Source organism: Acinetobacter sp. WU_MDCI_Abxd143 (assembly GCF_025514195.1).
Classification (GTDB): Bacteria; Pseudomonadota; Gammaproteobacteria; order Pseudomonadales; family Moraxellaceae; genus Acinetobacter; species Acinetobacter pittii_H.
In genome coordinates this window covers 201,437-227,570 of the sequence record NZ_JAHPTH010000004.1, presented here as the reverse complement: position 1 = coordinate 227,570, position 26,134 = coordinate 201,437, and the positions used below count along the sequence as shown (strand labels likewise).

The following is a 26,134-nucleotide window of genomic DNA, read 5'->3' as shown; positions in this document are numbered from 1 at the left end:
TAAGTGATTTTTAGAAGGGGCGCTTGTGCGCTCCTTCTTTGCGTTTAACTTATTTTAAATAATTGATCTAGTGTGATGGCTTCTAAGCTTTGTCATTTATCTACCAATCGGTGTAGTCTGAATGCCAAACCTTAGGGGTCTCACTAGAATAAAATTAGGAAAATACAATACATGTCAATGTTTAATATCGTTCGTAAAGAATTCCAATTCGGTCAACATCAAGTCGTTTTAGAAACGGGTCGCGTTGCACGTCAAGCAAACACAGTTTTAATCACTATGGGTGGCGTAACTGTTTTAGTTGCAGTTGTTGCTCAACCTAAAGCAAAAGCGGGTCAAGACTTCTTCCCGTTAACAGTTAACTATCAAGAAAAACAATATGCAGCTGGCCGTATCCCTGGTGGCTACGGTAAGCGTGAAGGTCGTGCTTCTGAAGCTGAAACTTTAATTTCACGTCTTATTGACCGTCCAATTCGTCCGTTGTTCCCAGAAGGTTACTTCAACGAAATCCAAATAACAGCAACAGTTGTTTCTTCTGACAAAACTATGGATGCTGACATTGCAGCAATGCTTGGTACATCAGCAGCATTGTCTATTGCTGGTACTCCTTTCCGTGGTCCAATTGGTGGCGCACGTGTTGGTTTAATCAACGGTGAATATGTTCTTAACCCGAACTTCGAACAGTTGAAAGAAAGTGACCTTGACCTTGTGGTTGCAGGTACAGAATCAGCTGTATTGATGGTTGAATCTGAAGCGAAAGAACTTTCAGAAGACCAAATGCTTGGTGCTGTTCTTTTCGGTCATGACGAAATGCAAATCGCAATTCAAGCGATTAAAGAATTTGCTGCCGCTGCTGGTGCTGTTGAGTCAACTTGGGTTGCTCCAACTAAAAACGAAGCTCTTCTTGAGCAATTAAAAGCAGCTTTCGAAGCTAAAATTTCTGAAGCATATACAATTGCGGTTAAACAAGATCGTTATGCAGCACTTGATGCACTTTATGCAGAAGCTGTAGCTCAGTTCGTTCCAGAAAATGACGAAACTGGTATTGCTGATGAAGTAAACGAATTATTCGAAGACCTTAAATACCGTACAGTACGTGACAACATCTTGTCAGGTAAGCCACGTATTGATGGTCGTGATACTAAAACTGTTCGTGCAATCGACGTTCAAGTTGGCGTATTAGATCGTGCACACGGTTCTGCATTATTTACACGTGGTGAAACTCAAGCGTTAGTAACAACAACTTTGGGTAATACTCGTGATGCGTTAATGGTTGATACCCTTGCTGGTACTAAAACTGACAACTTCATGTTGCACTACAACTTCCCTGCATACTCTGTAGGTGAAACAGGCCGTGAATCTGGTCCTAAGCGTCGTGAAATTGGTCACGGTCGTTTAGCACGTCGTGGTGTTCAAGCAGTTCTTCCTGCTGCTGACCGCTTCCCGTATGTAATTCGTATTGTATCTGACATTACTGAATCTAACGGTTCATCTTCAATGGCTTCTGTATGTGGTGCTTCATTATCACTTATGGATGCAGGTGTTCCGCTTAAAGCGCCAGTTGCGGGTATCGCAATGGGCTTAGTGAAAGAAGGCGAACGTTTCGCAGTACTTTCTGACATCTTGGGTGATGAAGATCACTTAGGTGATATGGACTTTAAAGTAGCAGGTTCTGCAAACGGTATTACTGCGCTTCAAATGGACATCAAGATTGAAGGTATTACTGAAGAAATCATGGAAGTTGCATTAAACCAAGCATTTGCTGGTCGTATGCACATCTTAAACGAAATGAATAAAGTCATTTCACGTGCTCGTGCTGAAATCAGTGCTCATGCACCGACGTTTGAAGTGATTAACATTAACCCAGACAAGATCCGTGATGTTATTGGTAAAGGCGGCGCAACTATCCGTCAAATTACTGAAGAAACTAAAGCTGCAATTGATATCGAAGACAATGGTACAGTTCGCGTATTTGGTGAAACTAAAGCTGCTGCTAAAGCTGCGATTGCTAAGATTCAAGCAATTACTGCTGAAGTTGAACCAGGTAAGATCTATGACGGTAAAGTAATCCGTATCGTAGAATTCGGTGCGTTTGTAAACATCATGCCGGGTACTGATGGTCTTCTTCACATTTCGCAAATTTCAAATGAACGTATTGCGAACGTAACTGACGTTCTTAAAGAAGGTCAGGAAGTGAAAGTCCAAGTTGCTGATGTTGATAATCGTGGTCGTATCAAATTGACTATGAAAGACATTGAACAAGCATAATTGTTCTGGTGACATGAAAAAGTCCGCTTGATGCGGACTTTTTTTATGGCATGATGCAAGTAATACAAAAACAGATCATTGTGGTATGCAGGTTTATTACTTTTATCGCCATCAAGCTGACGGCTATGTCTTTTTAAGCCGTGAACAGCATAATGAACACATTCTGGAGTTTTTCTGGATTGATAGTGTCAGAGCTGATGTGGTGAACCATAACGAAGAATGGCAACAAAAGATTCAACAGCTTTCAGGCGTGGTTATTAATGAATTTCATATACGGGATATTGCGAATATTGAGCACCCTTGTGCATTTGATACGCTTGAAGAATATGATTTGCTTATTTTTAGAAAGCTCGTTACACCTGATGATGAAATTAAAAATGGGGAATCCCACGAGAGTGTATTTGGCCTAGCAACTACGCCAATTAGCTTTATTTTTACTCCTAAAGTTCTGATTAGTGTTCGTGAGCAGGGCAATAAGTCGATTGAAAACTATATTCAACGTCTCGAAAATATTTTATGTAAAACTTTGGAAGAACAAAACAAAACCCGTAAGCTGCCTAATTCACCTGTAGATTTATGTTTACGATTGCTCAATAGTATGGTGGATGGCTACCTTGATATCCGTTCACCTTTGACTAGAAGAGTCGAGCATTGGCAACAACAATTGCTGCAAGGTAATCGCCGTTTTAAACAATGGCATCAGCTGTTTCATGAAAACATGGCCTTTCAGCAGGTTGAAAATTTATGCGAAGAGCAAATCGAAACCTTACAAGAGTTTCGAGATGAAATTGTAGAAAACTATCATCATGTTATTGGTGAGAAGACGCATAGTTCTCAAGATCTTTTGTTAGTTCGTTTGAATGATTTAATGAGTCATGTCGAACGTATTCAAAAACATACTTTACGTTTACGTAGCGCTATTCAGTCGGCGATTGATTTGCATTTCTCGGCAATTGCAAACCAGACCAATGAGAATATGCGTATTCTTGCCATTATTACTGCTGTATTTGCACCACTTACTCTTTTAACGGGTATTTATGGAATGAACTTTGAGTTTATTCCAGGCCTTAAATCGCCAATTGGCTTCTGGATAATGTTAGGGGTGATGTTACTGAGTACCATTTTGCTTTTGTACTATTTTTATCGTCAACATTTGGTCGGGCGCGGTGAAAAAAGTGTGATTGATTTATTGGCTCAACAGCATCGCCAAGATCGGATGAATTTGTTTTGGTTTCTGGAATATGAACCGATTAAGCAGACTTTGAAGGAAGTGGAGAAGATTACTCGGTTAAAGTAATAAAGACTTCCAAAAATGACAAAGTTGTTTGGTTAGCATTGCCTCGACTATAGGGTTTAATTAGATATTTTTTATATAGGCTTGTCCTTACTTTTGACTGGGCAAAAGTAACAAAACCCCTTATTGGACTGACGGTACATCCATGTTACCGCAGTCCAAAAGGCGGCATCCATGCCGCCCATCACCTTAGTTCATACCTGTTTGAATGGCTATTTAGAAGAAAAGACTCAATGAAAATGCTTCAACTGTTTTCTAAGTTGTTGCACTTCATCAATCAAATCTAACATCACAGCAACTGCCGCCAAACTTGCATCAAAGTCACGTTGTAGACGATACGCTTTACGTGCGCGTGCGACATCTTCGCCCATAAACTGATGTGCTTCAGGTTTATTCTCGACTGATAAAATATCATATTCAATGAGCTGAAGAATCCAGTCAGGACTTTGGCCGCAAGCTTGGGCAAATTGTTGTAAATCAAATGTCGATTGTTCATCAACGACCTCTGCACTAAAGGTATGGCCGTCATATACAATTTCTCGATAGTGAATGGTTGTCATGATCTTGCTCCCTAATGAGATGAACGAGGTTCGAATGAAGCAAAGGCTTCTGCCAATCGCTGATACGCTTCTTTTTCTTTTTCAGAATTTGCAGGGGGGAATACAATATTTAAAATTAAATACAGATGCCCTGGCGTTTTATTTGGTATCCCTTTGTCTTTTAAACGTAGCTGTTGTCCTTGTTTTGCATTTTTAGGTAAATTGACATGTAAAGATCCTGCAGGTGTTTTCACTTCAATACCTTGGCCTAATGCTGCTTCCCATGGAGCTACATCTACAGTCAAATACACATCACTGCCTTCGACATGAACACGGTCTGTATCTTTATACTGGATTTCAATATAAAGATCGCCGTTAGCACCACCATTAATCCCACTTTGGCCTTGTCCACTTAAGCGGATTTGCTGACCTTCTTTCATGCCTTTTGGTATTTTTACCTGTAAGGTTTTGCGTTGAACTTCAGGCTCGCCATAAGCATTCATGGTTGGGATTTGCAGGGTAATTTGCTGGGTTGAACCATGATAGGCAATATCAAGATCAACCTCTATGCTGGCATGTTGATCTTCACCGCGATAACTACGTTGTTGTCTTTGATATTGTTGTTGTCCACCGCCAAAGCCTGCACCAAAGCGACCAAATAAATCTTCAAAACCGCTAAAGTCTGCTTGTTCACTGCCTGTAAAACCTTGACGATAAAACTGTGCTCCATCAAAGCCCCCTTGTGCAGCACCTTGACCAAAGTTATTAAAACCTTGAGGATGATCTAACATCTGGTCATATTCAGCTTTTTTATCCGCATTGCTTAGTGTGTCGTAGGCAACATTAATGGCCTGCATTTTTTCTTCTGCATCTTTTTCTTTGCTGATGTCGGGATGATATTTACGGGCTAATTTCCGATAAGCTTTTTTAATTTCATCAGCAGAGGCTTTGCGTGTAACCCCTAATTCTTCATAATAATTTTTTGCCATAATGTTTTATCACGATGGTGTTGTTTATTTCATTATGAAACGATTTTTAGAGTTTTCAATAAGCTAGATTGTATAAGAGTTGTTCTATTACGAAATGAAATTGATAGAAAAGATATAAGCAAGTGAAGCCCATATCTCTCAGGATTTAGATGAAACTTTGATATAAGCCATACAGGGCAATAAGTAGAAGTAATAAACCGCAGAGGCCTAATATTTTTGGATATAAATGACTGTTAGAAAGGCGGCGGAAAAAGATATAAACCAAAGATAATGTGAGGAAGTCTAAAACAATCCATGTCAGTGTAAGTAGGGTTAGACTTAAATTTAACTGAGGTGTAATAGAAACAAATTGCGGAAAGAAAGCCGAGAAAAAGATAATATCTTTTGGGTTTGAAATACCGACAAGAAAGCCTTTTTTAAAGCCACCATTTTGTGCTGAAACTGTTTGTATCGCTTCTGGGTGAGGAGCCTGAATCACTTCTTTGAGAATACTAAAACCCAAATAACCAATATATAGGCAGCCTAAAATACGAATGATGTTGAGGTAACTATCATTGACACTCAGTACTCCTTTTAAAACCAGTACTGAAATAAAAATTAAAACAAGGGATGCTAGGTTTGTACCAAAAATGGTTTCTAGTGCTTTTTTATAGCCCCCTTTAAGTCCAGCGCTTGCAACTAAAATCATGACAGGGCCAGGGGTCGCAATCATGATAACTACACTAAAAATAAAGAGAAAATAATCAAAATAATTCATGGTATTTAGGCATCTTATTTATTAGGCTATAAAGTAGCCTTATATTATCCTATTTAAATTAACATGTTGAAAATTATCATCAAAAAATACAGGTAAATAAAAAGGCGGTATAACCGCCTTTTTATAAAGTTAAAATATTAACTTAAATGTTCACCAAATAACGCTAAAGCTTCTTCAGCGGTAAAGGTATATTGCGTATTACAGAACTGACAGTCCATACGAATCGGGTTCTGCTGTTCTAGAGTTTCATGAACAGCGTCTACACCAATTTGAATCAGGGCATTTGCACAGCGTTCTTTTGAACATGTACAGCCAAATTTTAATGCTTCAATTTCTGGTAAACGAACTTCTTCTTCGTTATATAAACGATATAAGATTTCATTTGCATCTAAATTGGTCAGCTCTTCAGCTTTTAATGTTTCGGTCAACATCGTCAAACGTGGCCATAAATCTTCATCGACCAAGTTTTGCTCTTCTTCATCATGACGTGGTAAGAGTTGAATCAGTAAACCGCCAGAACGCTTATCTGTACTTGCCAACACAATACGAGTTGGAATTTGTGCAGATAAATCATAATATTGCATTAAGCAACCCGCTAAAGTCACTTGATCAAGCGGCACGATCCCTTGATAACGTTCGCCAAATTCCGGTTCAATGTTAATAAATAAAACCGGATTAACTAAAGCACCAAGAACTGTGCTGCTGTCTGTTGCTTCAACAAAGCGAGGGTCGGTTTCATAGTCCGCTAAAGCACGAACCTCTCCTAAATGGTTACATTCAGCCATCGCCCATTTGAAGGTGCCGCTAGCCTGGATTTGCAAGCTGATACGGCCTTTGATTTTTAGTGTACTTGCAAGTAATGCAGTCGCACTCAACATTTCACCTAGCAGAATTTTAACCGCAGGCATATAGTCACGTTGAGCTAAGATAGTTTGTAGGGCTTCTTCTAGATGAACTACTTCTCCACGTACTGGAAAGTTCTCTATATAAAAGCGTTGGCGTAAATCAGACATAATATTCTCCAGGGCCCTAAGCAGAGTATAACTATTTCGTTTTAATCAAGCTCAGGAAATGCAGCTAAGCCGCAAGCCGGACAGGGGCAGCTTTGTGCCCATTGTCCAATTATTTAGGCAATGTGAATAAGTCCTTAATATAGCCATTTTCTGAAATCTCAAGTTATTCTAGATGATCTCTTGTAATGTCGATGCGATTTGGTTGTAAATGACGCTTTAAATTAACATCATGCTTTGATGTAGCCTGTTGCTGCGCATCACTTTCAAACAAATGTTCAAGCTCGGCTAAGGCATTACGATGTGTTTCAAAAATCTTCTGTTCATCAGTATAAATACTTTGCTGCTGTATGAGCAATTTCTCATCATAATCCCGAAAGATTTCGATATTGTTATAGGCTTGTTCATCAGAGATTCCAAGTTCTCGTAAAGCGCGATAAGCCATACCTAATGAAGATAAATACGTTTCACGCCAAATATATTCCACGCCTAAATCTCTTAAAAGATGGACATGGTGACGGTCGCGAGCACGGGCTAATAGCTTTAAGTTTGGATAATTTAATCTAAGATGACGAGCAACATTCATGGAGTCTTCAACATCATCAATCGCTAAAATAAATACTTTAGCTTTTTCAATACCGGCAGAACGCAGTAAATCGGGCTGGGTTACATCGCCATAATAGAGTTTACCGCCGTAGCGACGAACAAAGTCTACTTGATGAAGATTGTTGTCGATTGCAGTAAAGCCTAAATGTTGTAGGCGGGCAATACGCGCGATAATTTGTCCAAATCGGCCAAAACCAGCAATGATAATCGGGTTGTCTTGCTGAGGAATTTCGTCATACTCAGGTGGACGTTCTTTATTAAACAGAGGAATGATCTGAGTTGCCATAATCCAGTAAATTACTGGAGTAAGTACCATCGACAACGTCACAATAAGGGTCACTGGCTCTAATAGAGCTTGAGTTAAAATCTTCTCACTTTTTGCAAGGCTCAAAATTACAAAAGCAAATTCTCCACCTTGTGCCAAGCACGTACCTAAAAGCAAACTATTGTTCCAGCTGTATTTTTTATAGCGGGCAATTGCAGTTAATATCAGTGTTTTAATGAGCAATAAGCCGACTGCGCCACCAATAATAAGCAAAGGCATATCAATCAGTAGTGATAGCTGTGTGGTCATACCCACGGTCATAAAGAATAAGCCAAGCAGTAGGCCTTTAAACGGTGCAATACTCGCTTCAACTTCGTGGCGAAATTCTGAATCTGCTAATAATACGCCTGTGAGGAATGCACCTAATGTGGTGCTAATTCCCAAAGTATCCATAAGCAAGACAACAGCAAGAATAATAAATAATCCTACTGCTGTAATAAGTTCAGTCGCTCCACTTTTAGCAACAAAGCGGAAGAAGGGACGCATTACATAACGGCTAAACAGAAACAGGCCAGTAAAGGTTGCAATAATAGCTGCAAAATAAGCGACGCCGTGATGGGTTGATTCTGTTCCTGCCAAGAGTGGAATGATGGCAAGCAACGGAATAGCCGCTATATCTTGGAAAAGTAAAATGGAAAAAGACTGCTGACCATAAGTCGTATTGAGTTGCTGCTTTTCGGTCAGAAGCTGTAATACAAAAGCTGTAGAAGACAGCGCAAGGGCAAAACCAATGACAAAGCTGACAGAAAGCTGCTGTTGAAAGAGTAATAGTACGATCAGCATAAGAATAGCCCCACTAATGAGGACTTGCAGACTTCCCATTACAAAAATAGAGTCACGCATTTCCCATAAACGTTGGGGGCGTAACTCTAAGCCGATTAAGAACATCAATAAAATGACACCGAATTCGGCAAGTTCCATAATTGCTTCAGGGTCATGTGCAATATTTAAAACACTAGGGCCCAGAAGTATTCCTGTAAATAAATAACCTAAAACTGTTGCTATCCCTAGGCGCTTGCCAAGAGGGACTAAAATCAGAGAAGCTCCAAGAAAAATTGTTGCTTGCAGTAAGAATGACATTCATTGCCTCGAATGTATTAGTCTCTTTTAAGTGTAAAGCCAAAAAGGCTTCTTCACACCATGATATTCAAGCCATCTAATTAAATTCTTGCGGATCAACATCAATTGATAGCCGAAGTTGATGCTGCCGTGGTGCATGAACCAATTGTGACCACCATTGCCTTAAGTAAAAATGTAGGCGAGCACGGTCAGCAGATAAAATCACCATGTGGGCGCGGTAGCGCCCAGCTTTACGTTCCATCGGTGCTGGAATCGGACCCCAAATATCAACAATTTCACCTGCAATTTGGCGTAATTGTTCTGCCGCCTCATGTAAAAAATGTAAGGTATAGTCACGATCTTTGGACTCTGCACGTATCAGTACGGCATAGCGATAAGGCGGCAGCAATGCGACTTTACGTTCCGCAAGAGTCTGTTTAGCAACCGCCCGATAATCTTTTTCGATGAGTGTGGTTAGTAAAGGGTGATCTGGTCTTAGGGTTTGTAAATAAACATGGCCTTTATGTTCACCACGGCCTGCACGTCCAGCGACTTGTACAATTAACTGCGCAGTACGTTCTGGCGCGCGAATGTCGACACTAAGTAACCCCGCATCAATATCTAAAATGGCAACCAAAGTCACGTGTGGGAAATGATGACCTTTTGCCAGCATTTGAGTGCCAAGCAAAATTGTTGGTTTGTTTTGATGAATACGGTCATAAATTTTTTGCCAGCTACCGACACGACTGGTACTGTCACGGTCAACCCGAATCACATCATAGTCTGGAAATAGTTCTTGTAAGTGCTCTTCAACCTTGGCAGTTCCTGCCCCTAAGGTTTTTAAGCTTTTTTGCTGGCATTCAGGGCAATGGTCTGGCAAGCGATGAACAGTGCCGCAGTGGTGGCAATGTAAATAAGAATAAGGCTGAGTATGCAAAGTAAAATGCGCATCGCAATGTGGACAATTCGCTTGCCATCCACAGCTTTCACACACAAGTACAGGCGCATAGCCACGACGGTTTAAAAAGATTAAAACCTGTTCTTTTCTTGCTAGCGTATTTTTAATCTGCTCGATTAAAGGCTGACTAATTCCATGCTGTTTTTTGACAATTTTAAGGTCAATCAAATGCATTTTAGGTAAAAGCGCATGGCCTGCACGTTGGTTAAGTTGCAGTGAAGTTAATTTACCAGTTTCGACCAAATAATAACTATCTATGCTCGGTGTTGCTGAACCTAAAATAACTGGACAGCTTTGTAAGTGACCTCGATAAAGAGCGACATCACGTGCATGGTAGCGGAAGCCTTCTTGCTGTTTATAAGAGAGATCATGTTCTTCATCTAAGATGATGAGGCCCAAACGTGGCAGTGGCGTATAGATGGCAGAGCGGGTTCCTAAAATAATAGATGCTTTGCCAGTCTGGGCCTGTTGCCATGCCTGCAAGCGTTTGGAGTCATTTAAGCCCGAGTGTAATAGAGCAATATCACAGTTAAAACGAGATTTAAAACGAGAAATCGTTTGAGGGGTTAGACCAATTTCAGGGACTAACACCAGTACTTGCTTACCTTGCTTTAGCACTTCGTGCATGATGTGCAGATAAACTTCAGTTTTACCACTTCCTGTTAAACCATCTAATAAAAAGGCTTGGTATTGATGCTGTGCGTTTACGACGTGCTGGGTTGCTTTCTTTTGGTCTTCATTTAGCGTGAGCGGCATTTGTGCCAATTCAACGGGCGATGGGCTAAAGTCGTGCGGTTCAAGCGTACAGTCAACCAGTCCTTTCTTTTGAAGTGCTTTAAGCGTAGCCGTTTCTACACCACTTAAATTAAGAATATTCTCTGTAGTTCCGGCAGAGTGTAATTTTAAAATTTGATACGCGTCTTGTTGCTTAACAGAGCGTTTAAGAAGTGCTTCAACATTATCACATGGTGTGATTTTCCAGAGATGGAACAAAACATCCATCGGTTTGCCCTGACGCAATAACGCGGGTAGGGCAGTTTGCATGACCTCACCAATTGGAAATTGGTAATATTGCGCGGACCATGTCAATAAACTTAAAACTTGTTCATCTAAAATTGGTTCTTCATCTAAAAGGTCAGAAATGGCTTTAAGCTGAAAGGTGCCTGTAAATGATTCACTTGGGTCAACTTTTTCAGTAATGATGCCAATCAGATTTTGGCGTCCAAATGAAATAGCGACGCGCGAGCCTACATGAGCCCGTTCATATTGTGCTTGGGTGAGTGTATAGTCAAAAGTGTCGTACAGATGTACAGGTACGGCTACACGCACACGATAAACAACTGAATCAGGCTTTGGCGTTATGGTCATAGAGGCTCATTTCGTCAATTTTAAAAAACGGCATAGCGTCGTGAAGAGGACTTGGGTATTCTACACAGGCTATAGAACGAATATGAATGATTGCGTAGCATAGATGCAACAGCAGCGACTATTATTTTTGGAAAATTAGAACATTACCATGCCTGCATATCAATTTACTGCCATTGATGCTTCAGGGAAGCAGCAAAAAGGAGTGCTTGAGGGAGACTCAGCGCGCCAGATTCGCCAACAATTACGCGATAAAGCATGGACTCCTATTAGTGTCGATCCTGTTGAACAAAAAGATAAACATCAGAGTCAGGGGTTATTCCAAAAAAAGTTCAGTGCTTACGATTTGGCGCTCATGACCAGACAACTTTCGGTCTTGGTTGCCGCTGCTATTCCACTTGAAGAAGCTTTGCGCGCCGTGAGTAGGCAAAGTGAAAAAACACATGTACAAAATCTTTTATTATCTGTTCGTTCTCGAGTCTTAGAAGGGCATTCACTTGCACAAGGTATGCAGCAGTCTGGACGTTTCCCTGACCTTTATATTGCAACGGTGGCTGCTGGCGAGCGCTCGGGACATTTAGATCTCATTTTAGATCAGCTTTCGGATTACACTGAAAACCGCTTTGCCATGCAAAAGAAAGTTCAGGGTGCCATGATTTATCCAATCATTTTAATGCTGATGTCTTTTGGTATTGTGATGGGTTTAATGACTTATGTTGTGCCAGAGATTGTAAAAACTTTTGATCAAAATAAAGATGCTTTACCGTGGATTACAGTCGCTTTAATGAAAGCCAGTGATTTTATTCGCCACGCGTGGGTGTTCATTATTCTTTTTGCAGTGGTGGGTGTTATTGCATTCGTAAGGTTTTTAAAAACCACTGCTGGACATTATGCTTTTGATCGATTAACACTCAAATTGCCATTATTCGGTAAACTATCACGTGGTATTAATGCTGCACGATTTGCCAGTACTTTATCTATTTTGACTCGTTCAGGCGTGCCATTGGTAGATGCCTTAAAGATTGGTGCTGCTGTGACCAATAACTGGGTCATCCGAGATTCAATTGCCCACGCGGCTGAGCGTGTTACCGAAGGTGGTAACCTAGGTACGCAACTGGAGCGCAGTGGTTATTTCCCACCAATGATGGTACAAATGATTCGAAGTGGAGAGGCATCAGGCGAGCTTGACAGAATGTTAGAACGAGCATCGACCATGCAAGACCGTGAGGTGACGACATTTATTTCAACCTTACTGGCATTACTTGAACCGCTTATGCTGGTTTTAATGGCAAGCATTGTACTGGTTATTGTAATCGCGGTTATGCTGCCAATCGTAAATATGAACAATATGATTTAATAACTTTGATATTAGAGATAATGATGAAAGTAAAAAATATTCAAAGCGAAACAGCGATGGAACAACATAGTGAATCTGCGGTTTCAAATCAGTTTGAGCCAACGTGCCATTCCGAGCATAGCTCTCTATCAGATGTTTGCTCCTCAAGCACAGCTTTCGGACTTGCGGCACGTTCGAGCGGTGCTCGAATGAAACGTGCCTCAGGCTTTACTCTCATTGAAGTCATGGTCGTGATTGTAATTTTAGGCGTGTTAGCAGCGTTAATCGTACCAAATGTCATGGGGCGTAGTGAAAAAGCTAAAATTGATACGACTCAAATTGCATTAAAGGGTGTGGCCGGTGCTTTAGATCAGTACAAGCTTGATAATGGCCATTTCCCAACCATGCAAGAAGGTGGGCTAGATGCTTTGGTTAACCAGCCAGCTACAGCGAAAAACTGGATGCCAGGTGGTTATGTAAAAGGTGGTTACCCTAAAGACAGCTGGAAAAATGATATTCAATATGTCATTCCTGGGGCAGATGGGCGAGCTTTTGATTTGTACTCATTTGGAGCAGATGGCAAAGAAGGTGGTGAAGGTAATGATGCAGATATTTATTACCAACCTTAATTAAAATGTAATGGAGATTATCAATTCAGTTAAACAGTTAAAATGATAATACGAATTGATAATCTCTCTCAATCAGAAAAATATAATAAATAATTGAAAATTATAAACTAAAATTAATATTGATATTTGAGATTTATAATAAGAATTATTCCCATATTTAATAGTTACAAGAAAGTTAAAATATAGAGAAAAATAAGCTATATATTTAAATGAAAGCTTTGCATAATAAATAAAAAGCACTTTATTCAATTAAAAGGAGAGATTAAATGAAAGCATTTCTCATAGTAGATGAACTGACTCAGTTTCATTGGGTAATGCTCAAATCTGTCCTATTGATTTTGGGTTTATTGCCGATTGCTGAAGTTTCATTAAAGTTATGGCTGAGTACAGAGGGAAGTAGCCAAATCATGATTGGTTTCTTCGCGTTAAGTATTGCGAGTGCATGGTTAATGGTGAGCTTCTTTACTGCATTAAAAGCGAGCGTGTGGCAAGCTAAACAAATATCTACTCAATATGAGCAATTCCTTTTTAAAGCTTATCGTTATGTACCTATGGTCTTTTTATCGAGTTTAGTTGCATATTTATCTCTGCAATTATCAATCGCTTTTTAATAATATTTTAAAACCAAATTTTTAGATAAAACGTAGACTCAACATCTACGTTTTATTTTTTAACTGGACTTAAAAAACAGGGTGTTTCTTCATTTGTACATATTATATGCTTCAAATCAGCAATTTAAGAAAATGAGAAATATGAAATGGAACAAATCGAGTGGAATGATTTTTTAAAAGTAGAGCTTCGTGTTGGTAAAATTATTCAAGCTGAGGTTTTTGAAAAGGCGCGTAAACCTGCCTATATTTTGCATGTAGATTTTGGTGAAGAATTGGGTGTACGTAAATCGAGTGCACAGATTACTAAACTTTATCAACCGCAGGATTTGATTGGTAAATTAGTTGTTGCGGTAGTGAATTTCCCTAAGAAACAAATTGGTCCTATCCAATCGGAATGTTTGGTAACAGGGTTTCATAATGCAGATGGGGATGTAGTACTTTGTATCCCAGAGTTTGAAGTACCTCTGGGTACAAAGTTATTATAATTTAGCGACGTGATTTGTAAGACACGTCTACTTTACGTGGACGATAGATCCAACCTAAAACCAGCAGTAATACTGCAAATCCTAAAATTGGATAATCACCTAGACGGTTATAGAGAGTTTGACCTTGCATGGCTGGTAAATCGCCTCTCAAGACAAACTCTTTATCAATCGGTGCTTGTTCAGTGATATGACCATTTTGATCAATAAACGCTGTTACACCTGTGTTAGTTGCACGAATAAACCAGCGGCCATTTTCTTTCGCACGCATCTGCACCATTTGTAAATGTTGCCATGGGCCAGCTGTTCCGGTAAACCAAGCATCGTTAGATACAGTTACCAAAAAGTCGCTATCTTCTGCATTACGGCGTGTCAGATTCGGGTAAGCCACTTCATAACAAATTGCAGCCGCAAGCGCGTGCCCTTTAATTAAAAGTGGTTTCTGATCACTCTCACCACGTGTAAAACCGCTCATGCTAATATCATTTTGCATGGCTGGTAAAACCCAAGAAAGCAAACCTGACAGCGGAATATATTCACCAAAAGGTACGAGACGCTGCTTTTTATAAAGGCCGCTTGAATCGCTGCCAGAAGCCATAATACTGTTGTAATACAGCGGGCTACCAACTTGATGCGATTTCGCTACATCCCAATAAGGTATGCCAGTTACCCAAGCGGTATGGTTCTTTTTAGCTTGTGCATCCATTGCATCCAAAAACGGTTCAATGTCGGTTTGGAAGAGCGGAATTGAAGACTCAGGCCATACAATGAGGTCACGGCCCCATTCAGATTGAGTCAAACCAGCATAAATTTCTAATGTTCTAACTTGGTATTCAGTCAGCCATTTTAAATCTTGTGGAATGTTACCTTGAATGAGCGAAACGCTAAGTGGTTTAGCCGCTTTAGGTTTTACAAACTGTATATACGATGCTCCCCATGCACCCAAAACCAATAGGGCAGAAGGGATAACCCAGAAAATATGTTTACGCAGAACTTCAACTAAAGCACATGCTAATACAATGACGACGAAGGAAATTGCATAAATGCCAAATAGCGGTGCATAACCATCGAGTAAACGTTCAGTAAAAGCGTAACCTACAAACAACCATGGGAAACCTGTAAATACCCAAGTTTTTGCCCATTCGAAAACAATCCAGAGCGGGGCAAAAGTAAGTGGTGTTTCAGGGAAGAATCGTCGGTAAACCCATGTCTGAAATGCTGTAAATAAACCCATGACAAGGGCCATAACAGCGATCATACATACGCTTAGAAATGCATTGGTATCGCCATATACATGGATGGAAGTATAGAGCCAGAAAGCGCCTACAAACCATAAACCAAAGCCATAGCTCCAACCAATAGCAAAGGCTTGTTTAGCTGAGCGCTTATGTAATGTTGCATAGAGTAGGGCTGGAGATAAAATTGCCAACCACCACCAATAATAAGGTGCCAGTGAAAAACTGAACACGGCACCTGAAAATAAAGCAATGAGTAAAGGAAAAATTAAAGGAAGCTGTTTTTGTTGTTGCGAAGAATCTAACAGCTTTTCAAAGTATGCTCTCATTGACGTACAGCTCGAATCAGATGAATAGTGCGGGCATCTGCTTCAACGATTGTAAATAACCAATTTCCAAGCTCAACAGTTTGACCTTGTAAATCACTTACTAGACCAATCTCTTGAAGCAATAAACCGCCGACAGTTTCTACTTCATCGTCAGAAAAATCAGCATCTAAAACAGTATTGAAATGTTCGATTGGTGTAAGTGCTTGCACCATCCACGCATTTGCTACCGTATGGTCATTGTCAGGAACAATGTACTGAGCATCTTCATCGACCGTGTCGTGCTCATCTTCAATTTCGCCAACGATCTCTTCAAGAATATCTTCAAGCGTAACGAGACCGGCTGTTGATCCATATTCATCAATCACAATCGCAATGTGAGTCTGAGTATGTTTTAACATGCGTAGTACTTGATCGGAACGTGCACTTTCAGGAACAAATAACGGTTGGCGCATAAGAACTCGAATATCGACTTTGGTATTCGGTTCAGTTAGAAACGGCAACAAATCTTTTGCGAGCAAAATCCCGACAACATTGTCCGGCTGATCGGCAGAGAAGACTGGAAAGCGTGAGTGAGCAGACTCAACCAGTACATCAAGAATATCAAGTAATTGATCATCTTCTTGTAAACTGATCATTGCTGTTCGTGGCGTCATGACTTCACGAATTTTTGTAGCTGGAAGGTCAAGAACGCCTTCAAGCATAGCAACAGTATCTGGTTCTAAAAAGCGGCGTGAATTTTGGACTAATTTTAATAATTCATCACGGGTTTCTGGCGCTGTACCTAACCATTTTCGTAAGCCTCGCATTCCCCACGACGGACTTGGTTCCTCTTGCATGATCTTTCCTAAAGACTCAATGTATCAAATGAATACACAGATCATACCGAAGAAAAGATGCTTATGCATCTATAAAACAAGCTAAAAGACAAAACGTATATTGTTATGTAAAAGCCAGTTACAGTTAACAGCTCAGTAATTTGTTTATGCTAAAATGTGAAAATTCTATTTGTTCGAGTTTGTTATGTCAGAGCAACCCATTTCACCTACTGTACAACTCAATACGCGTGGTTTACGTTGTCCGGAACCTGTCATGATGTTGCATCAAGCCATCCGCAAATCTAAGTCCGGGGATGTGGTTGAAGTCTTCGCAACTGATAATTCGACCTCGTGGGATATTCCTAAGTTTTGTATGCATTTAGGCCATGAGTTGTTGTTGCAAGAAGAACGCTTAGATGAAAATGGTCATAAAGAATTTCATTATTTAGTGAAGAAAGGTTAAAAGAATAATAGGCTTCTAATAAAGACGATTAGAAGCCATGAATAATTCAACTTTAATTTGAAATGATAATTTTTTACAAATAAGAATCGTTATATAATTTATAAAATTAAGTATATAAATGACGTATAAAAATGAATGATTATTTTGTGAAACGAAGCTTATTAATCTGTCTTTGGTTTTTCACTATTGCGGGTTTATTACATTTAGAGATCTCTTGGTTATCTGCAACTGTTGCTATCATTATTATATCTATTCTCATTGTTTTAGGTTCAATTCTACTCGGTTATAGAAATACATATTTTGCTCCTGAACCAAAGATAAAGATGAGTTTGATCTTGCATACAAGGTTTATCGGGCTGATGTTAATTCTTGATTTATTATTTGGTAAATCAGTTTGGTACTACGATTTAGCGCGAAACTTTGGTTTTCTTAGCTTATTTTTATTAGGCACATTTATTTTCTATAAAAAGAATTTTAATTTAAACGTAGCAAAAATACCGCCTTTTCAATAAGTAGATACTAATAAAAAAGCCCCGAATAATCGGGGCTTTTTTATTACATATTAGGATATGAGCCGCGGCTAAAGCGGCGCAAGGAATTACATGTTAGGGTAATTCGGACCACCGCCGCCTTCAGGCGTTACCCACGTGATGTTTTGAGATGGGTCTTTAATATCACAAGTCTTACAGTGAACACAGTTCGCTGCGTTAATCTGGAAGCGTTTAGAACCATCATCATTTTCCATGATTTCGTAAACACCAGCAGGGCAGTAGCGCTGAGCAGGCTCATCCCATTTTGGTAAGTTCACATTCACTGGAATTGAAGGATCAGTAAGCTTCAAGTGAGCTGGCTGGTTTTCTTCATGTACAGTGTTTGAGATAAATACTGAAGATAAACGGTCAAATGTAAGTTTGCCATCCGGTTTTGGATAGTTTGGCTTAAAGCTTGTTGCATCAACAGTTTTCAATGCAGCAAAGTCTTGCTTCAAGTCATGTAAAGTGAATGGCACTTTAAAGACATTCTGGTCGATAAAGTTAAATGCACCACCCATCCATTGACCAAATTTATGCATCGCTGGGCCAAAGTTACGAGAGTTATAAAGCTCTTCTTTTAACCAGCTGTTGTTAAATTTATCAGTGTATGAAGTTAATTCTTTAACGAATAAATCTTCGCCTTCAGTAACACGTGCAATCGCAAGATCACCGCCTTTTTCTACACCCGCAGCAATCGCTTCAAATACAGCTTCACCACATAACATGCCTGATTTCATGGCAGTGTGTGAGCCTTTGATTTTTGCAAAGTTTAAGAAACCTGCATCATCACCAATCAAGCAACCGCCCGGGAAAGTCAATTTAGGCAATGAGTTGAAGCCGCCTTTCACTACAGCACGTGCGCCGTAAGAAATACGCTTACCGCCCTCTAAATACTGTTTAATCAGTGGATGAGTTTTCCAGCGCTGCATTTCCATAAATGGATACATGTGTGGATTTTCATAAGACAAGTCCACGATCATGCCCAAAGTCACTTGGTTGTTTTCAGCGTGGTATAACCACCAGCCACCTGAAGAAGCTGTTTCTGCTAAAGGCCAACCTGCACCGTGCATGACTAAGCCCGGTTTATGTTTTGCTGGGTCAATTTCCCAAAGCTCTTTAATCCCGATACCGTAGTGCTGAGGATCAGCATCTTTATCAAGGTTGTATTTAGCAATTAGGCGTTTACCTAAGTGACCACGGCAACCTTCAGCAAAGAGGGTATATTTAGCGTGAAGCTCATAGCCTGGAGTAAAGTTATGCGTTGGTTCGCCATCTTTACCAATACCCATGTCGCCTGTTTGAATACCTTTTACAGTACCGTCTTCATGATAAAGCACTTCAGATGCAGCAAAGCCAGGGAAGATAGAAACTTCTAATTCTTCAGCTTTTTGACCTAACCAGCGAACTACATTACCTAAAGAGATCACATAGTTACCATCGTTATGCATGGTTTTAGGAACCATCCAGTGAGGAACTTCTTTTGAGGTGGTGTCTGAAAGTAAGAAGAAAGTTTTGTCTTCAGTTACAGGGACATTAAGAGGCGCGCCTTCTTCTTTCCAGTTCGGGAAAAGTTCATTGATGGCACGTGGCTCAAGCACAGCACCAGACAAGATATGCGCACCTACTTCAGAGCCTTTTTCAACTACACAAACAGAAAGATCGGGTAAGTTTTTTTCAATCGCTAATTGACGGATCTTAATCGCAGCAGATAGACCTGCAGGTCCTGCACCTACGATGACAACGTCAAACTCCATCGATTCACGTTCGATGTGTTCCATGTAGGACTCCTCAATACTTAAAGGTGGCAACCGTCATATTCAGATAATTCGGTGCTGCCGTGAGTGTTTTAATCCATAGGCGCAAATATGCTATTGTGCCTTTTATCGTTTGGGCTAGTATAGTTTTAAACCATGATCTAGCCAATTGGCTGAGTCGTAACATTTTTTCGTCAGCAAGGCATAAACTATGGTAAATCAAAATAATTCACCATCGGATATGGGAAAAATACCGTTATCTGATGATAAAAACTTAATGAACATTGCACAATACTTAAAAGGTGTACAGCAAAGTCACAAAAGGTCAATTCCACCTTTAGAGCAGTGGCATCCAAAGCATTGCGGCAAAATGGATTTGACGGTGAAATCCAATGGAGAATGGTGGCACGAAGGTCAATTAATCAAGCGCCAAGCTCTATTAGATCTGTTTACCAAAGTCCTATGGAAAGAAGAGGGTAAATTCTACCTGAAAACCCCTGTAGAACAAATTGAAATCGAAGTTGAAGATGAACCTTTATTAGTCAATCAGGCTGATCAGGTCGAAATTTCAGGTGAGCAGTTTTTACAACTGACCACCACCAACCAAGATGTAATTTTGGTTGATGCAGAACATCCTATTTTTATGCGTGAATATGCAGGAGAGTTGCGTCCTTATGTGCATGTCCGTTTTGGGATTAATGCGCTGATTCAACGTCAGGCTTTCTATCATTTGGTGAACTATGGAACACTGATTGAAAACGATAAAGGTGAAACCATTTTAGAGCTAAAAAGTGGTAATTTGCTCTTGCAATTAGGCACTTGAGGTTTAAGCTTTAGGGAGTGAAATTTTCTGACACTTCAGTACAGCTATGACCGCCATACAACCTTTATTTTTCGAGCTAGAACCTATGCCTAAAGCATCAGCAGATGCCCCAATTGGTATTTTTGATTCGGGAATTGGAGGGATGTCAGTTGCAGCAGAAATTGCTAAATATTTGCCTAATGAACGTATTGTGTATTATGCCGATACTGCCTACGTTCCTTATGGACCACGCTCGGATGAAGAAATCAGAGAACTCACGGCTCGAGCAGTCGATTGGCTATATCGCCAAGGTTGTAAAATTGCAGTCGTAGCCTGCAATACGGCTTCCGCATTTAGCCTTGATCATTTGCGTGAGCATTATGGAGAACACTTTCCAATTGTTGGATTGGTTCCAGCATTAAAACCTGCTGTATTACAGACACGTTCTAAAGTGGTTGCTGTATTGGCGACGCCTGCTACTTTTCGTGGCCAACTCATTAAAGATGTTGTCGAGAAGTTTGCTATTCCGGCAGGTGTTAAAGTGATGACTTTAACCAACCTTGAACTTGTTCCTTGTGTCGAGGCAGGTCAGCAAATGGGTGAGACATGTTTAAAGGCATTAAAAGAAGTTTTACAGCCTGCTGCTGAGCAAGGTGCCGACTATTTAGTGCTCGGTTGTACGCATTATCCTTTCTTAAATCAAGCAATCCATCATCTTTTTGATAACCAATTCACACTGGTTGATTCTGGGTTGGCAGTTGCCCGACAAACAGCCCGTATTTTAATAAAAAATGAGTTATTATGTGACCAAATAGGTCAGAATGTTGCACGTATTGAATGTTATGTCAGCGGTAATAATGCTGAGGCACTGCAACCTGTTTTACAACATATGATTCCACAAGAGTTAACTTGGACACTTCATAATCTGAACTGATCTTTTAGCATCATTTAGAAAGTAGTGTTTTTTTAGATTTATTATTTTATTTGGGGCGGTTCATGATCTTGGCTGATATTAAGTCACGGACAGATCATGGGGCGAAAGGGTATTGTTATGCTCGATACACGCTATCAGATTTTTATTTCAACATCCGGCCGCGATATGCAGCCAGAGCGGATGGTTCTGTCTCAAACCTTGGTAGGGATGGGTTTCTTTGCTTGGGGATTAGAACAACGAACACCCCTAACCACTACGCTTGCACGTCGACAAATTGATGAATGTGATTATGTAATCCTACTTTTAGGCAGCCAGTATGGAGAGCAGTCGATTGCTGGTGTGAGTTATTTATCTTTAGAATATGAATATGCGTTAAGTCAGGCTAAACCCATTATTGTGTTCATGCATGAGCAGCCCGAAAGTCGTGAAATACATTTACAAGAAACACATCCACAGCTTAAAGATAAATTTCTCGCATTTAGAAAAAAGTTACTACTTGATGTAAATCATATTTTTTACTTTAAAACTCCACGTGAACTAGAGTTGGCTGTCCGTTTAAATATGCCTTTAATAGTTGAACAGCATATGGGACAAGGTTGGGTTCCTGCTCATCAAGCTCATCACTTAGAAGATGAAATTAAGCTATTAAAAAGTAAAATTTTACAGTTAGAACAGCAATTAACAGAGTCATCAACTCAAGTAAACGAAGTTGCTCCCCAAGATATTTTTGTATTTGAATATCAAATTCAAGCATTTCAGGATGGCAATTTTAAAGAGCTTAAACGACAACGACAAATGACTTGGTCGCAGTTGTTAAGTATATTGGCAAAGCAGTTTGAAACAGCGACACCAGAAGAGAATTTTGGGACATGTTTAAATGAATATTTGAATCAGGCTGGCCTAGAAGATGCTCGTCAGGAGTTACCTCGTGCTCATGCTGTTGCCTGCGCTCAGATTAACCATAAAGCATTGTTTCGGATCAAAAAGCAAATGCAGTCACAGGGCTGGATTGTTCCAACTCAGACTGAACAATCCTATAGCTTATGGAAAGTCACAGCTAAAGCTCAAAAGTTATTACTTAGCTATAAATGGAATCATCGGGGCATTCGATTAAAAGCTTAGAGCGATTCAATTTATATATGACAATAAAAGCTGTTACATTAGTGACATAAGATGAATTGAAAGGCATTTACACATGTCGTTTGAACAAAAACCGAAAGTCACAGTCATTTTAGCGAATTTAGGTACACCGGATGAGGCCACTGTTCCTGCGGTTCGCCGTTTTCTAAAGCAGTTTTTATCTGATTCACGTGTAATTGAAATACCGAAATTCATTTGGTGGATTATTTTAAATCTGTTTGTTTTACCTTTTCGCCCAAAAAGGGTAGCACATGCCTATGCTTCGGTATGGTCAAAAGATTCGCCGATGCGTGAAATTGTGTTTGAGCAAACTCAACGTATTCAGGCTTATTTGCAGCGAGAAAATAATCAGTTTGATTTAACCGTGATACCGGCGATGACCTATGGTAATCCCGGTATTGATGCAGTTTTAGAAAAACTGGCCGCTAACCCGCAAGAGCATGTCATTTTATTGCCTTTATTTCCTCAATATTCAGCCACTTCTACAGCACCGCTATACGATGCATTTGCCAAGTGGATTCCAGCCCAGCGAAACTTGCCGGGTCTAACAATTATTAAAGACTATTATCAGCATCCCATGTTTATTCAGGCATTGGCAGAAAGTGTTTTAGCTTACCAAGAGCAACATGGGAAACCTGAAAAACTGTTGATGTCATTTCATGGTATTCCACAGCCTTATGCAGACAAAGGCGATCCTTATGCAGACCGTTGTCGCATCACAGCAAAGTTAGTCGCTGAAGCCTTACATTTGAAAGATGATGAATGGGCGATTAGCTTTCAGTCACGTTTTGGAAAACAAGAGTGGGTTAAACCTTATACTGATCAGCTTTTACAAGATTGGGCGAAGCAGGGCGTTAAGTCTGTTCAGGTCTTAAGCCCAGCTTTTTCTGCTGACTGCTTGGAAACACTTGAAGAGTTGGCCATCCAAAATGCTGAGTTGTTTCAACAAGCTGGTGGTGGCAGCTATGCTTATATTCCTGCTTTAAATAGCGATCAAGCTCATATTGATTTGCTTGCAGGGTTAGTTCAGGCTAATCTTGATGCCCTTACTTATACCTTAGCCCACCGTTAATTGCGTTTTAGCCAGAGGTTCTTATGCTGCAAGTCAAAATTGTTCCAGTTACTGCATTTGCCCAAAATTGTTCTCTTGTTTGGGACAGTGAAACCAAAGAAGCAGTTTTGATTGATGCAGGTGGTGACGCTTCGGTTTTGAAAAAAGAAGTAGAAGCCTTAGGTTTAAAAGTGAAAGCTCTTTGGCTCACTCACGGACATTTAGACCATGCTGGAGCGGTGGGTGAACTTGCCAAAGAATGGAGTGTTCCCGTTGTTGGGCCCCATAAAGAAGATCAGTTCTGGCTAGATATGATTCAGGAAGTTTCAGCACGTTATGGCTTTCCAATTCCACAGCCTGTTAAAGTCGATCAATGGCTTGAAGGCGGTGAAGTGCTAAAACTGGGTGAAGATGAGTTTGAGGTACGTTTTGCGCCGGGTCATACACCAGGACATGTTATTTTCTATAATAAAAATCATGGTTTACTTTGGACTGGTGATGTCTTGTTTAAAGGCTCGATTGGCAGAACAGACTTCCCGCGTGGAAACCATGATCAGTTGATTGAATCGATTAAACGAGAGTGTTTTAGTTTGCCAGATGATACTCAGTTTATTTCGGGACATGGTCCAATGAGTACCATTGGCTATGAAAAACAATTTAACCCGTTTATCGCGGGTAAAGCAGGTTAATCCTCGTAATCATCTTCATTTTGACTACCCTTGTTATGCTGAGGCGCATCTTGGGTAGGCAGTCTATACTCATCATTTGCCCACGCACCTAAATCAATTAATTTACAGCGTTCAGAGCAAAATGGACGAAATTCGTTACCTTCCCAAACACTTGGTTCACCACAACGTGGGCAGGGGAATGTACGTGGCATAAAGCGATATCCTCAAAGTGAAGAGAAATAGATTAGGCAAAAGTCAGGTGACTTGTTAGACTTATGCCGATTTTTATTTAGTTTGATGTGATTATGCAGATTCGTCAATTTCAAGCACAACGTATGCAAGCGCCTCGCGATTTTACCCCAATTGAAAATACCCCGATTTGTGTAGAAATTGGAGCGGGCAAGGGTAAACATGCTTTGCTTTTTAGCGGGCAACAGCCGCAGCACACATTGTATGCAATTGAACGAACCCGAGAAAAATTCTTGGCAATGCAAAAGCAGCATGGTTTGGAACCACGAGATAACTTGGTGCCTGTACATGCAGATGCTTTACCTTGGGTAGTGCATGCTTTGCACCCTGCTCAAGTTGAACATTTCTTTATTCTCTATCCAAACCCAGAACCCCATAATCCAGCACAGCGCTGGTTGAATATGCCATTTTTTGAGTTCTTAATCTCTCGTCTGCAAACAGGTGGAACCATTACTTTGGCAAGTAATATTCCTGAATATATTGAAGAAGCTGAACAACAATTAATTAATGTCTGGAAGCTGCCTTACCAAAAAGAAAAAATTGCTCAAACATCTGCACGTACTCATTTTGAAATTAAGTATTTGGAACGTGGAGAACTTTGCCAACAGCTTGTGATCACTAAACCTGAAGGTTACAGCACACGTTTTGATGAGTTTGCCCCATTACAAGGTCAAGTGCATGGCGAATAAGCGGGTTGCCATTATTGGTGCGGGTCCGGCTGGTTTAATGGCAGCTGAGGTGTTGAGCCAATATGCTTATGATATTGATGTATACGAGCAAAAACCTTCAGCTGCACGTAAGTTTCTGATGGCAGGGAAAACGGGATTAAACATCTCACATGCTGAACCATTAGCGCAGTTTATTGAGCGCTATGACCATGCAGAATGGCTCAAACCGTGGGTTGAAAAGTGGGATGCAGTCTGGATTCAAAACTGGATGAAAAATCTGGGAATTGAATCTTACGTTGGCACCTCAGGTCGCATTTTTCCTGTCGAAATGAAAGCGGCCCCTCTGTTACGTGCTTGGCTAAAACGTTTGGCAGAACAGCAGGTTAAATTCTTTTATCGTCATCGTTGTATTAATTTGCAAGGCACAACGGTGACTTTAGAAAACCAAAATAATCAAAGCACTGAAACTTTTAACCAGCAATACGATGCAGTCGTGTTGGCTTGTGGTGCGGTGTCGTGGTCACAATTAGGTAGTGATGGTGCATGGCAGCAATGGATGGATCAATCCAATATTGAACCTTTCCAGCCAAGTAATGTAGGCGTATTGCACGCTTGGTCAGCTTTTATGGAAAGCTGTTTTGGTGAACCTTTAAAACGTATCAATGCATGGGTTGAACCCAGCCAAGTTACTCATGGCGATATTGTGATTACTTACTATGGTTTAGAAAGTGGTGTCATTTATAAACTTGGACGAGCTTTAAGAGAACAGCAAAAACAAGGGCAAAGCTTAAATTTATTTTTAGATTTATTGCCTGATGTAGAGTTGTCACAGTTAGTTAGAAAATTACAAGTTAGCAAAAAACAATCACTCACCAACATCTGGCGTAAAGCAGGCTTAGACACAGCTAAAATTAATTTAATTAGAGAAGTCGTTGATAAAGCACTATGGAACCAACCAAAGGTTATGGCTCAGCAAATTAAAGCACTTCAAATTAAGTTAGATGGCTTTAGACCCATTGAGGAAGCGATTAGCTGTGCTGGTGGTGTTAAGCAGAATGCATTAACTGAAAGCTTAGAGTTTAAACAAACTTCAGGTGTTTTTTGCTGTGGTGAAATGCTGGATTGGGATGCGCCTACAGGTGGATATTTACTTACAGCATGCTTTGCTACAGGGCGAGCGGCTGGTGAAGGCGTGCATTTATTCTTAGAGAAATAACAGGATAATTTGGTGCTATGTTTGATATGTGAAAAGTGTTATTTTTGAGCGA

25 protein-coding genes are annotated in these 26,134 nt (G+C 40.2%); 15 read left to right on the top strand and 10 right to left on the bottom strand.

All coding sequences use genetic code 11. The features are described 5' to 3' along the window. Nucleotides 1–177: 177 nt before the first annotated feature. Together pnp and KTI79_RS11060 are read left to right on the top strand one after the other, a co-directional pair. On the top strand, nt 178–2,265 hold the full coding sequence (gene pnp / locus KTI79_RS11065) for a polyribonucleotide nucleotidyltransferase (RefSeq protein WP_171073835.1): 2,088 nt from the start codon (nt 178–180) through the stop codon (nt 2,263–2,265). Nucleotides 2,266–2,350: 85 nt separating this feature from the next. Continuing rightward, entirely contained in the window at nt 2,351–3,562 is a 1,212-nt protein-coding gene (locus tag KTI79_RS11060) for a magnesium transporter CorA family protein (protein WP_032054296.1), read from the top strand. A gap of 227 nt (nt 3,563–3,789) precedes the next feature. On the opposite strand, the gene KTI79_RS11055 is transcribed toward KTI79_RS11060, so the two are convergent. From KTI79_RS11055 to KTI79_RS11030, 6 genes are all read right to left on the bottom strand, one after another. After that, complete coding sequence (locus tag KTI79_RS11055) at nt 3,790–4,119, bottom strand: chaperone modulator CbpM (protein ID WP_016142348.1); 330 nt, start codon at nt 4,117–4,119, stop codon at nt 3,790–3,792. A gap of 11 nt (nt 4,120–4,130) precedes the next feature. Continuing rightward, nucleotides 4,131–5,087: a DnaJ C-terminal domain-containing protein gene (locus KTI79_RS11050; protein ID WP_032054297.1), complete on the bottom strand. Its 957-nt coding sequence runs from the start codon at nt 5,085–5,087 to the stop codon at nt 4,131–4,133. 145 nt (nt 5,088–5,232) lie between these two features. Next, nucleotides 5,233–5,844 (bottom strand): LysE family translocator, encoded by a 612-nt coding sequence (locus KTI79_RS11045; protein WP_002115157.1) that lies wholly within the window; start codon nt 5,842–5,844, stop codon nt 5,233–5,235. A gap of 137 nt (nt 5,845–5,981) precedes the next feature. Next, a complete protein-coding gene (locus tag KTI79_RS11040; protein ID WP_002114728.1) occupies nt 5,982–6,857 on the bottom strand; it encodes an Hsp33 family molecular chaperone HslO in 876 nt (291 codons plus the stop codon). 163 nt (nt 6,858–7,020) lie between these two features. Continuing rightward, complete coding sequence (locus KTI79_RS11035) at nt 7,021–8,865, bottom strand: monovalent cation:proton antiporter-2 (CPA2) family protein (protein WP_032070412.1); 1,845 nt, start codon at nt 8,863–8,865, stop codon at nt 7,021–7,023. Between the two features lie 76 nt (nt 8,866–8,941). Continuing rightward, complete coding sequence (locus tag KTI79_RS11030; protein WP_032054299.1) at nt 8,942–11,170, bottom strand: primosomal protein N'; 2,229 nt, start codon at nt 11,168–11,170, stop codon at nt 8,942–8,944. A gap of 148 nt (nt 11,171–11,318) precedes the next feature. Here KTI79_RS11030 and gspF point away from each other — a divergent pair, with 148 nt between their 5' ends. From gspF to KTI79_RS11010, 4 genes are all read left to right on the top strand, one after another. After that, on the top strand, nt 11,319–12,524 hold the full coding sequence (gene gspF, locus KTI79_RS11025) for a type II secretion system inner membrane protein GspF (RefSeq protein WP_005065941.1): 1,206 nt from the start codon (nt 11,319–11,321) through the stop codon (nt 12,522–12,524). 23 nt (nt 12,525–12,547) lie between these two features. Continuing rightward, nucleotides 12,548–13,132, top strand: coding sequence for a type II secretion system major pseudopilin GspG (gene gspG / locus KTI79_RS11020; protein ID WP_005065943.1), 585 nt, complete (start codon nt 12,548–12,550; stop codon nt 13,130–13,132). Nucleotides 13,133–13,398: 266 nt separating this feature from the next. Then, a complete protein-coding gene (locus tag KTI79_RS11015) occupies nt 13,399–13,743 on the top strand; it encodes a hypothetical protein (protein ID WP_002114661.1) in 345 nt (114 codons plus the stop codon). A gap of 146 nt (nt 13,744–13,889) precedes the next feature. Beyond that, the gene (locus tag KTI79_RS11010; RefSeq protein WP_032054300.1) at nt 13,890–14,228 is read left to right on the top strand and encodes a tRNA-binding protein; all 339 of its coding nucleotides are present in this window, start codon (nt 13,890–13,892) and stop codon (nt 14,226–14,228) included. Between the two features lies 1 nt (nt 14,229). Here the strand turns inward: KTI79_RS11010 and lnt are convergent, their stop codons facing one another. Together lnt and KTI79_RS11000 are read right to left on the bottom strand one after the other, a co-directional pair. After that, on the bottom strand, nt 14,230–15,789 hold the full coding sequence (gene lnt / locus KTI79_RS11005; protein ID WP_086376316.1) for an apolipoprotein N-acyltransferase: 1,560 nt from the start codon (nt 15,787–15,789) through the stop codon (nt 14,230–14,232). Beyond that, complete coding sequence (locus KTI79_RS11000) at nt 15,786–16,625, bottom strand: HlyC/CorC family transporter (RefSeq protein ID WP_002114976.1); 840 nt, start codon at nt 16,623–16,625, stop codon at nt 15,786–15,788. Before KTI79_RS11000 ends, lnt begins: the two co-directional genes overlap by 4 nt. Before the next feature lie 184 nt (nt 16,626–16,809). Here KTI79_RS11000 and tusA point away from each other — a divergent pair, with 184 nt between their 5' ends. Together tusA and KTI79_RS10990 are read left to right on the top strand one after the other, a co-directional pair. Then, complete coding sequence (gene tusA / locus KTI79_RS10995) at nt 16,810–17,067, top strand: sulfurtransferase TusA (protein WP_002053527.1); 258 nt, start codon at nt 16,810–16,812, stop codon at nt 17,065–17,067. A gap of 131 nt (nt 17,068–17,198) precedes the next feature. Then, on the top strand, nt 17,199–17,579 hold the full coding sequence (locus tag KTI79_RS10990) for a hypothetical protein (RefSeq protein WP_032054302.1): 381 nt from the start codon (nt 17,199–17,201) through the stop codon (nt 17,577–17,579). A gap of 86 nt (nt 17,580–17,665) precedes the next feature. Here KTI79_RS10990 and KTI79_RS10985 read toward each other — a convergent pair whose 3' ends face one another. After that, entirely contained in the window at nt 17,666–19,378 is a 1,713-nt protein-coding gene (locus tag KTI79_RS10985) for an electron transfer flavoprotein-ubiquinone oxidoreductase (RefSeq protein WP_005065953.1), read from the bottom strand. Between the two features lie 187 nt (nt 19,379–19,565). Between KTI79_RS10985 and KTI79_RS10980 the strand changes: the two genes are divergently transcribed. The 5 genes from KTI79_RS10980 to KTI79_RS10960 all read left to right on the top strand — a co-directional run bounded on the left by KTI79_RS10980 (nt 19,566) and on the right by KTI79_RS10960 (nt 23,970). Continuing rightward, a complete protein-coding gene (locus tag KTI79_RS10980; protein WP_002114653.1) occupies nt 19,566–20,177 on the top strand; it encodes a DUF1285 domain-containing protein in 612 nt (203 codons plus the stop codon). A 46-nt stretch (nt 20,178–20,223) separates the two neighbouring features. Then, entirely contained in the window at nt 20,224–21,090 is an 867-nt protein-coding gene (gene murI, locus KTI79_RS10975; protein ID WP_032054303.1) for a glutamate racemase, read from the top strand. Nucleotides 21,091–21,207: 117 nt separating this feature from the next. Next, on the top strand, nt 21,208–22,212 hold the full coding sequence (locus KTI79_RS10970; protein WP_086376317.1) for a DUF4062 domain-containing protein: 1,005 nt from the start codon (nt 21,208–21,210) through the stop codon (nt 22,210–22,212). Between the two features lie 73 nt (nt 22,213–22,285). After that, on the top strand, nt 22,286–23,302 hold the full coding sequence (gene hemH, locus KTI79_RS10965) for a ferrochelatase (RefSeq protein WP_032035412.1): 1,017 nt from the start codon (nt 22,286–22,288) through the stop codon (nt 23,300–23,302). A gap of 23 nt (nt 23,303–23,325) precedes the next feature. After that, a complete protein-coding gene (locus tag KTI79_RS10960) occupies nt 23,326–23,970 on the top strand; it encodes an MBL fold metallo-hydrolase (protein ID WP_032054306.1) in 645 nt (214 codons plus the stop codon). Here KTI79_RS10960 and KTI79_RS10955 read toward each other — a convergent pair. Further along, a complete protein-coding gene (locus KTI79_RS10955; RefSeq protein ID WP_002114956.1) occupies nt 23,967–24,161 on the bottom strand; it encodes a DNA gyrase inhibitor YacG in 195 nt (64 codons plus the stop codon). The genes KTI79_RS10960 and KTI79_RS10955 overlap by 4 nt on opposite strands. Nucleotides 24,162–24,248: 87 nt before the next feature. On the opposite strand from KTI79_RS10955, the gene KTI79_RS10950 reads away from it, so the two are divergent. Then, on the top strand, nt 24,249–24,887 hold the full coding sequence (locus KTI79_RS10950) for an SAM-dependent methyltransferase (protein ID WP_079284238.1): 639 nt from the start codon (nt 24,249–24,251) through the stop codon (nt 24,885–24,887). Next, nucleotides 24,877–26,082, top strand: a complete 1,206-nt coding sequence (locus KTI79_RS10945; RefSeq protein ID WP_086376318.1) for a TIGR03862 family flavoprotein — start codon at nt 24,877–24,879, stop codon at nt 26,080–26,082. Before KTI79_RS10950 ends, KTI79_RS10945 begins: the two co-directional genes overlap by 11 nt. Nucleotides 26,083–26,134: the final 52 nt, after the last annotated feature.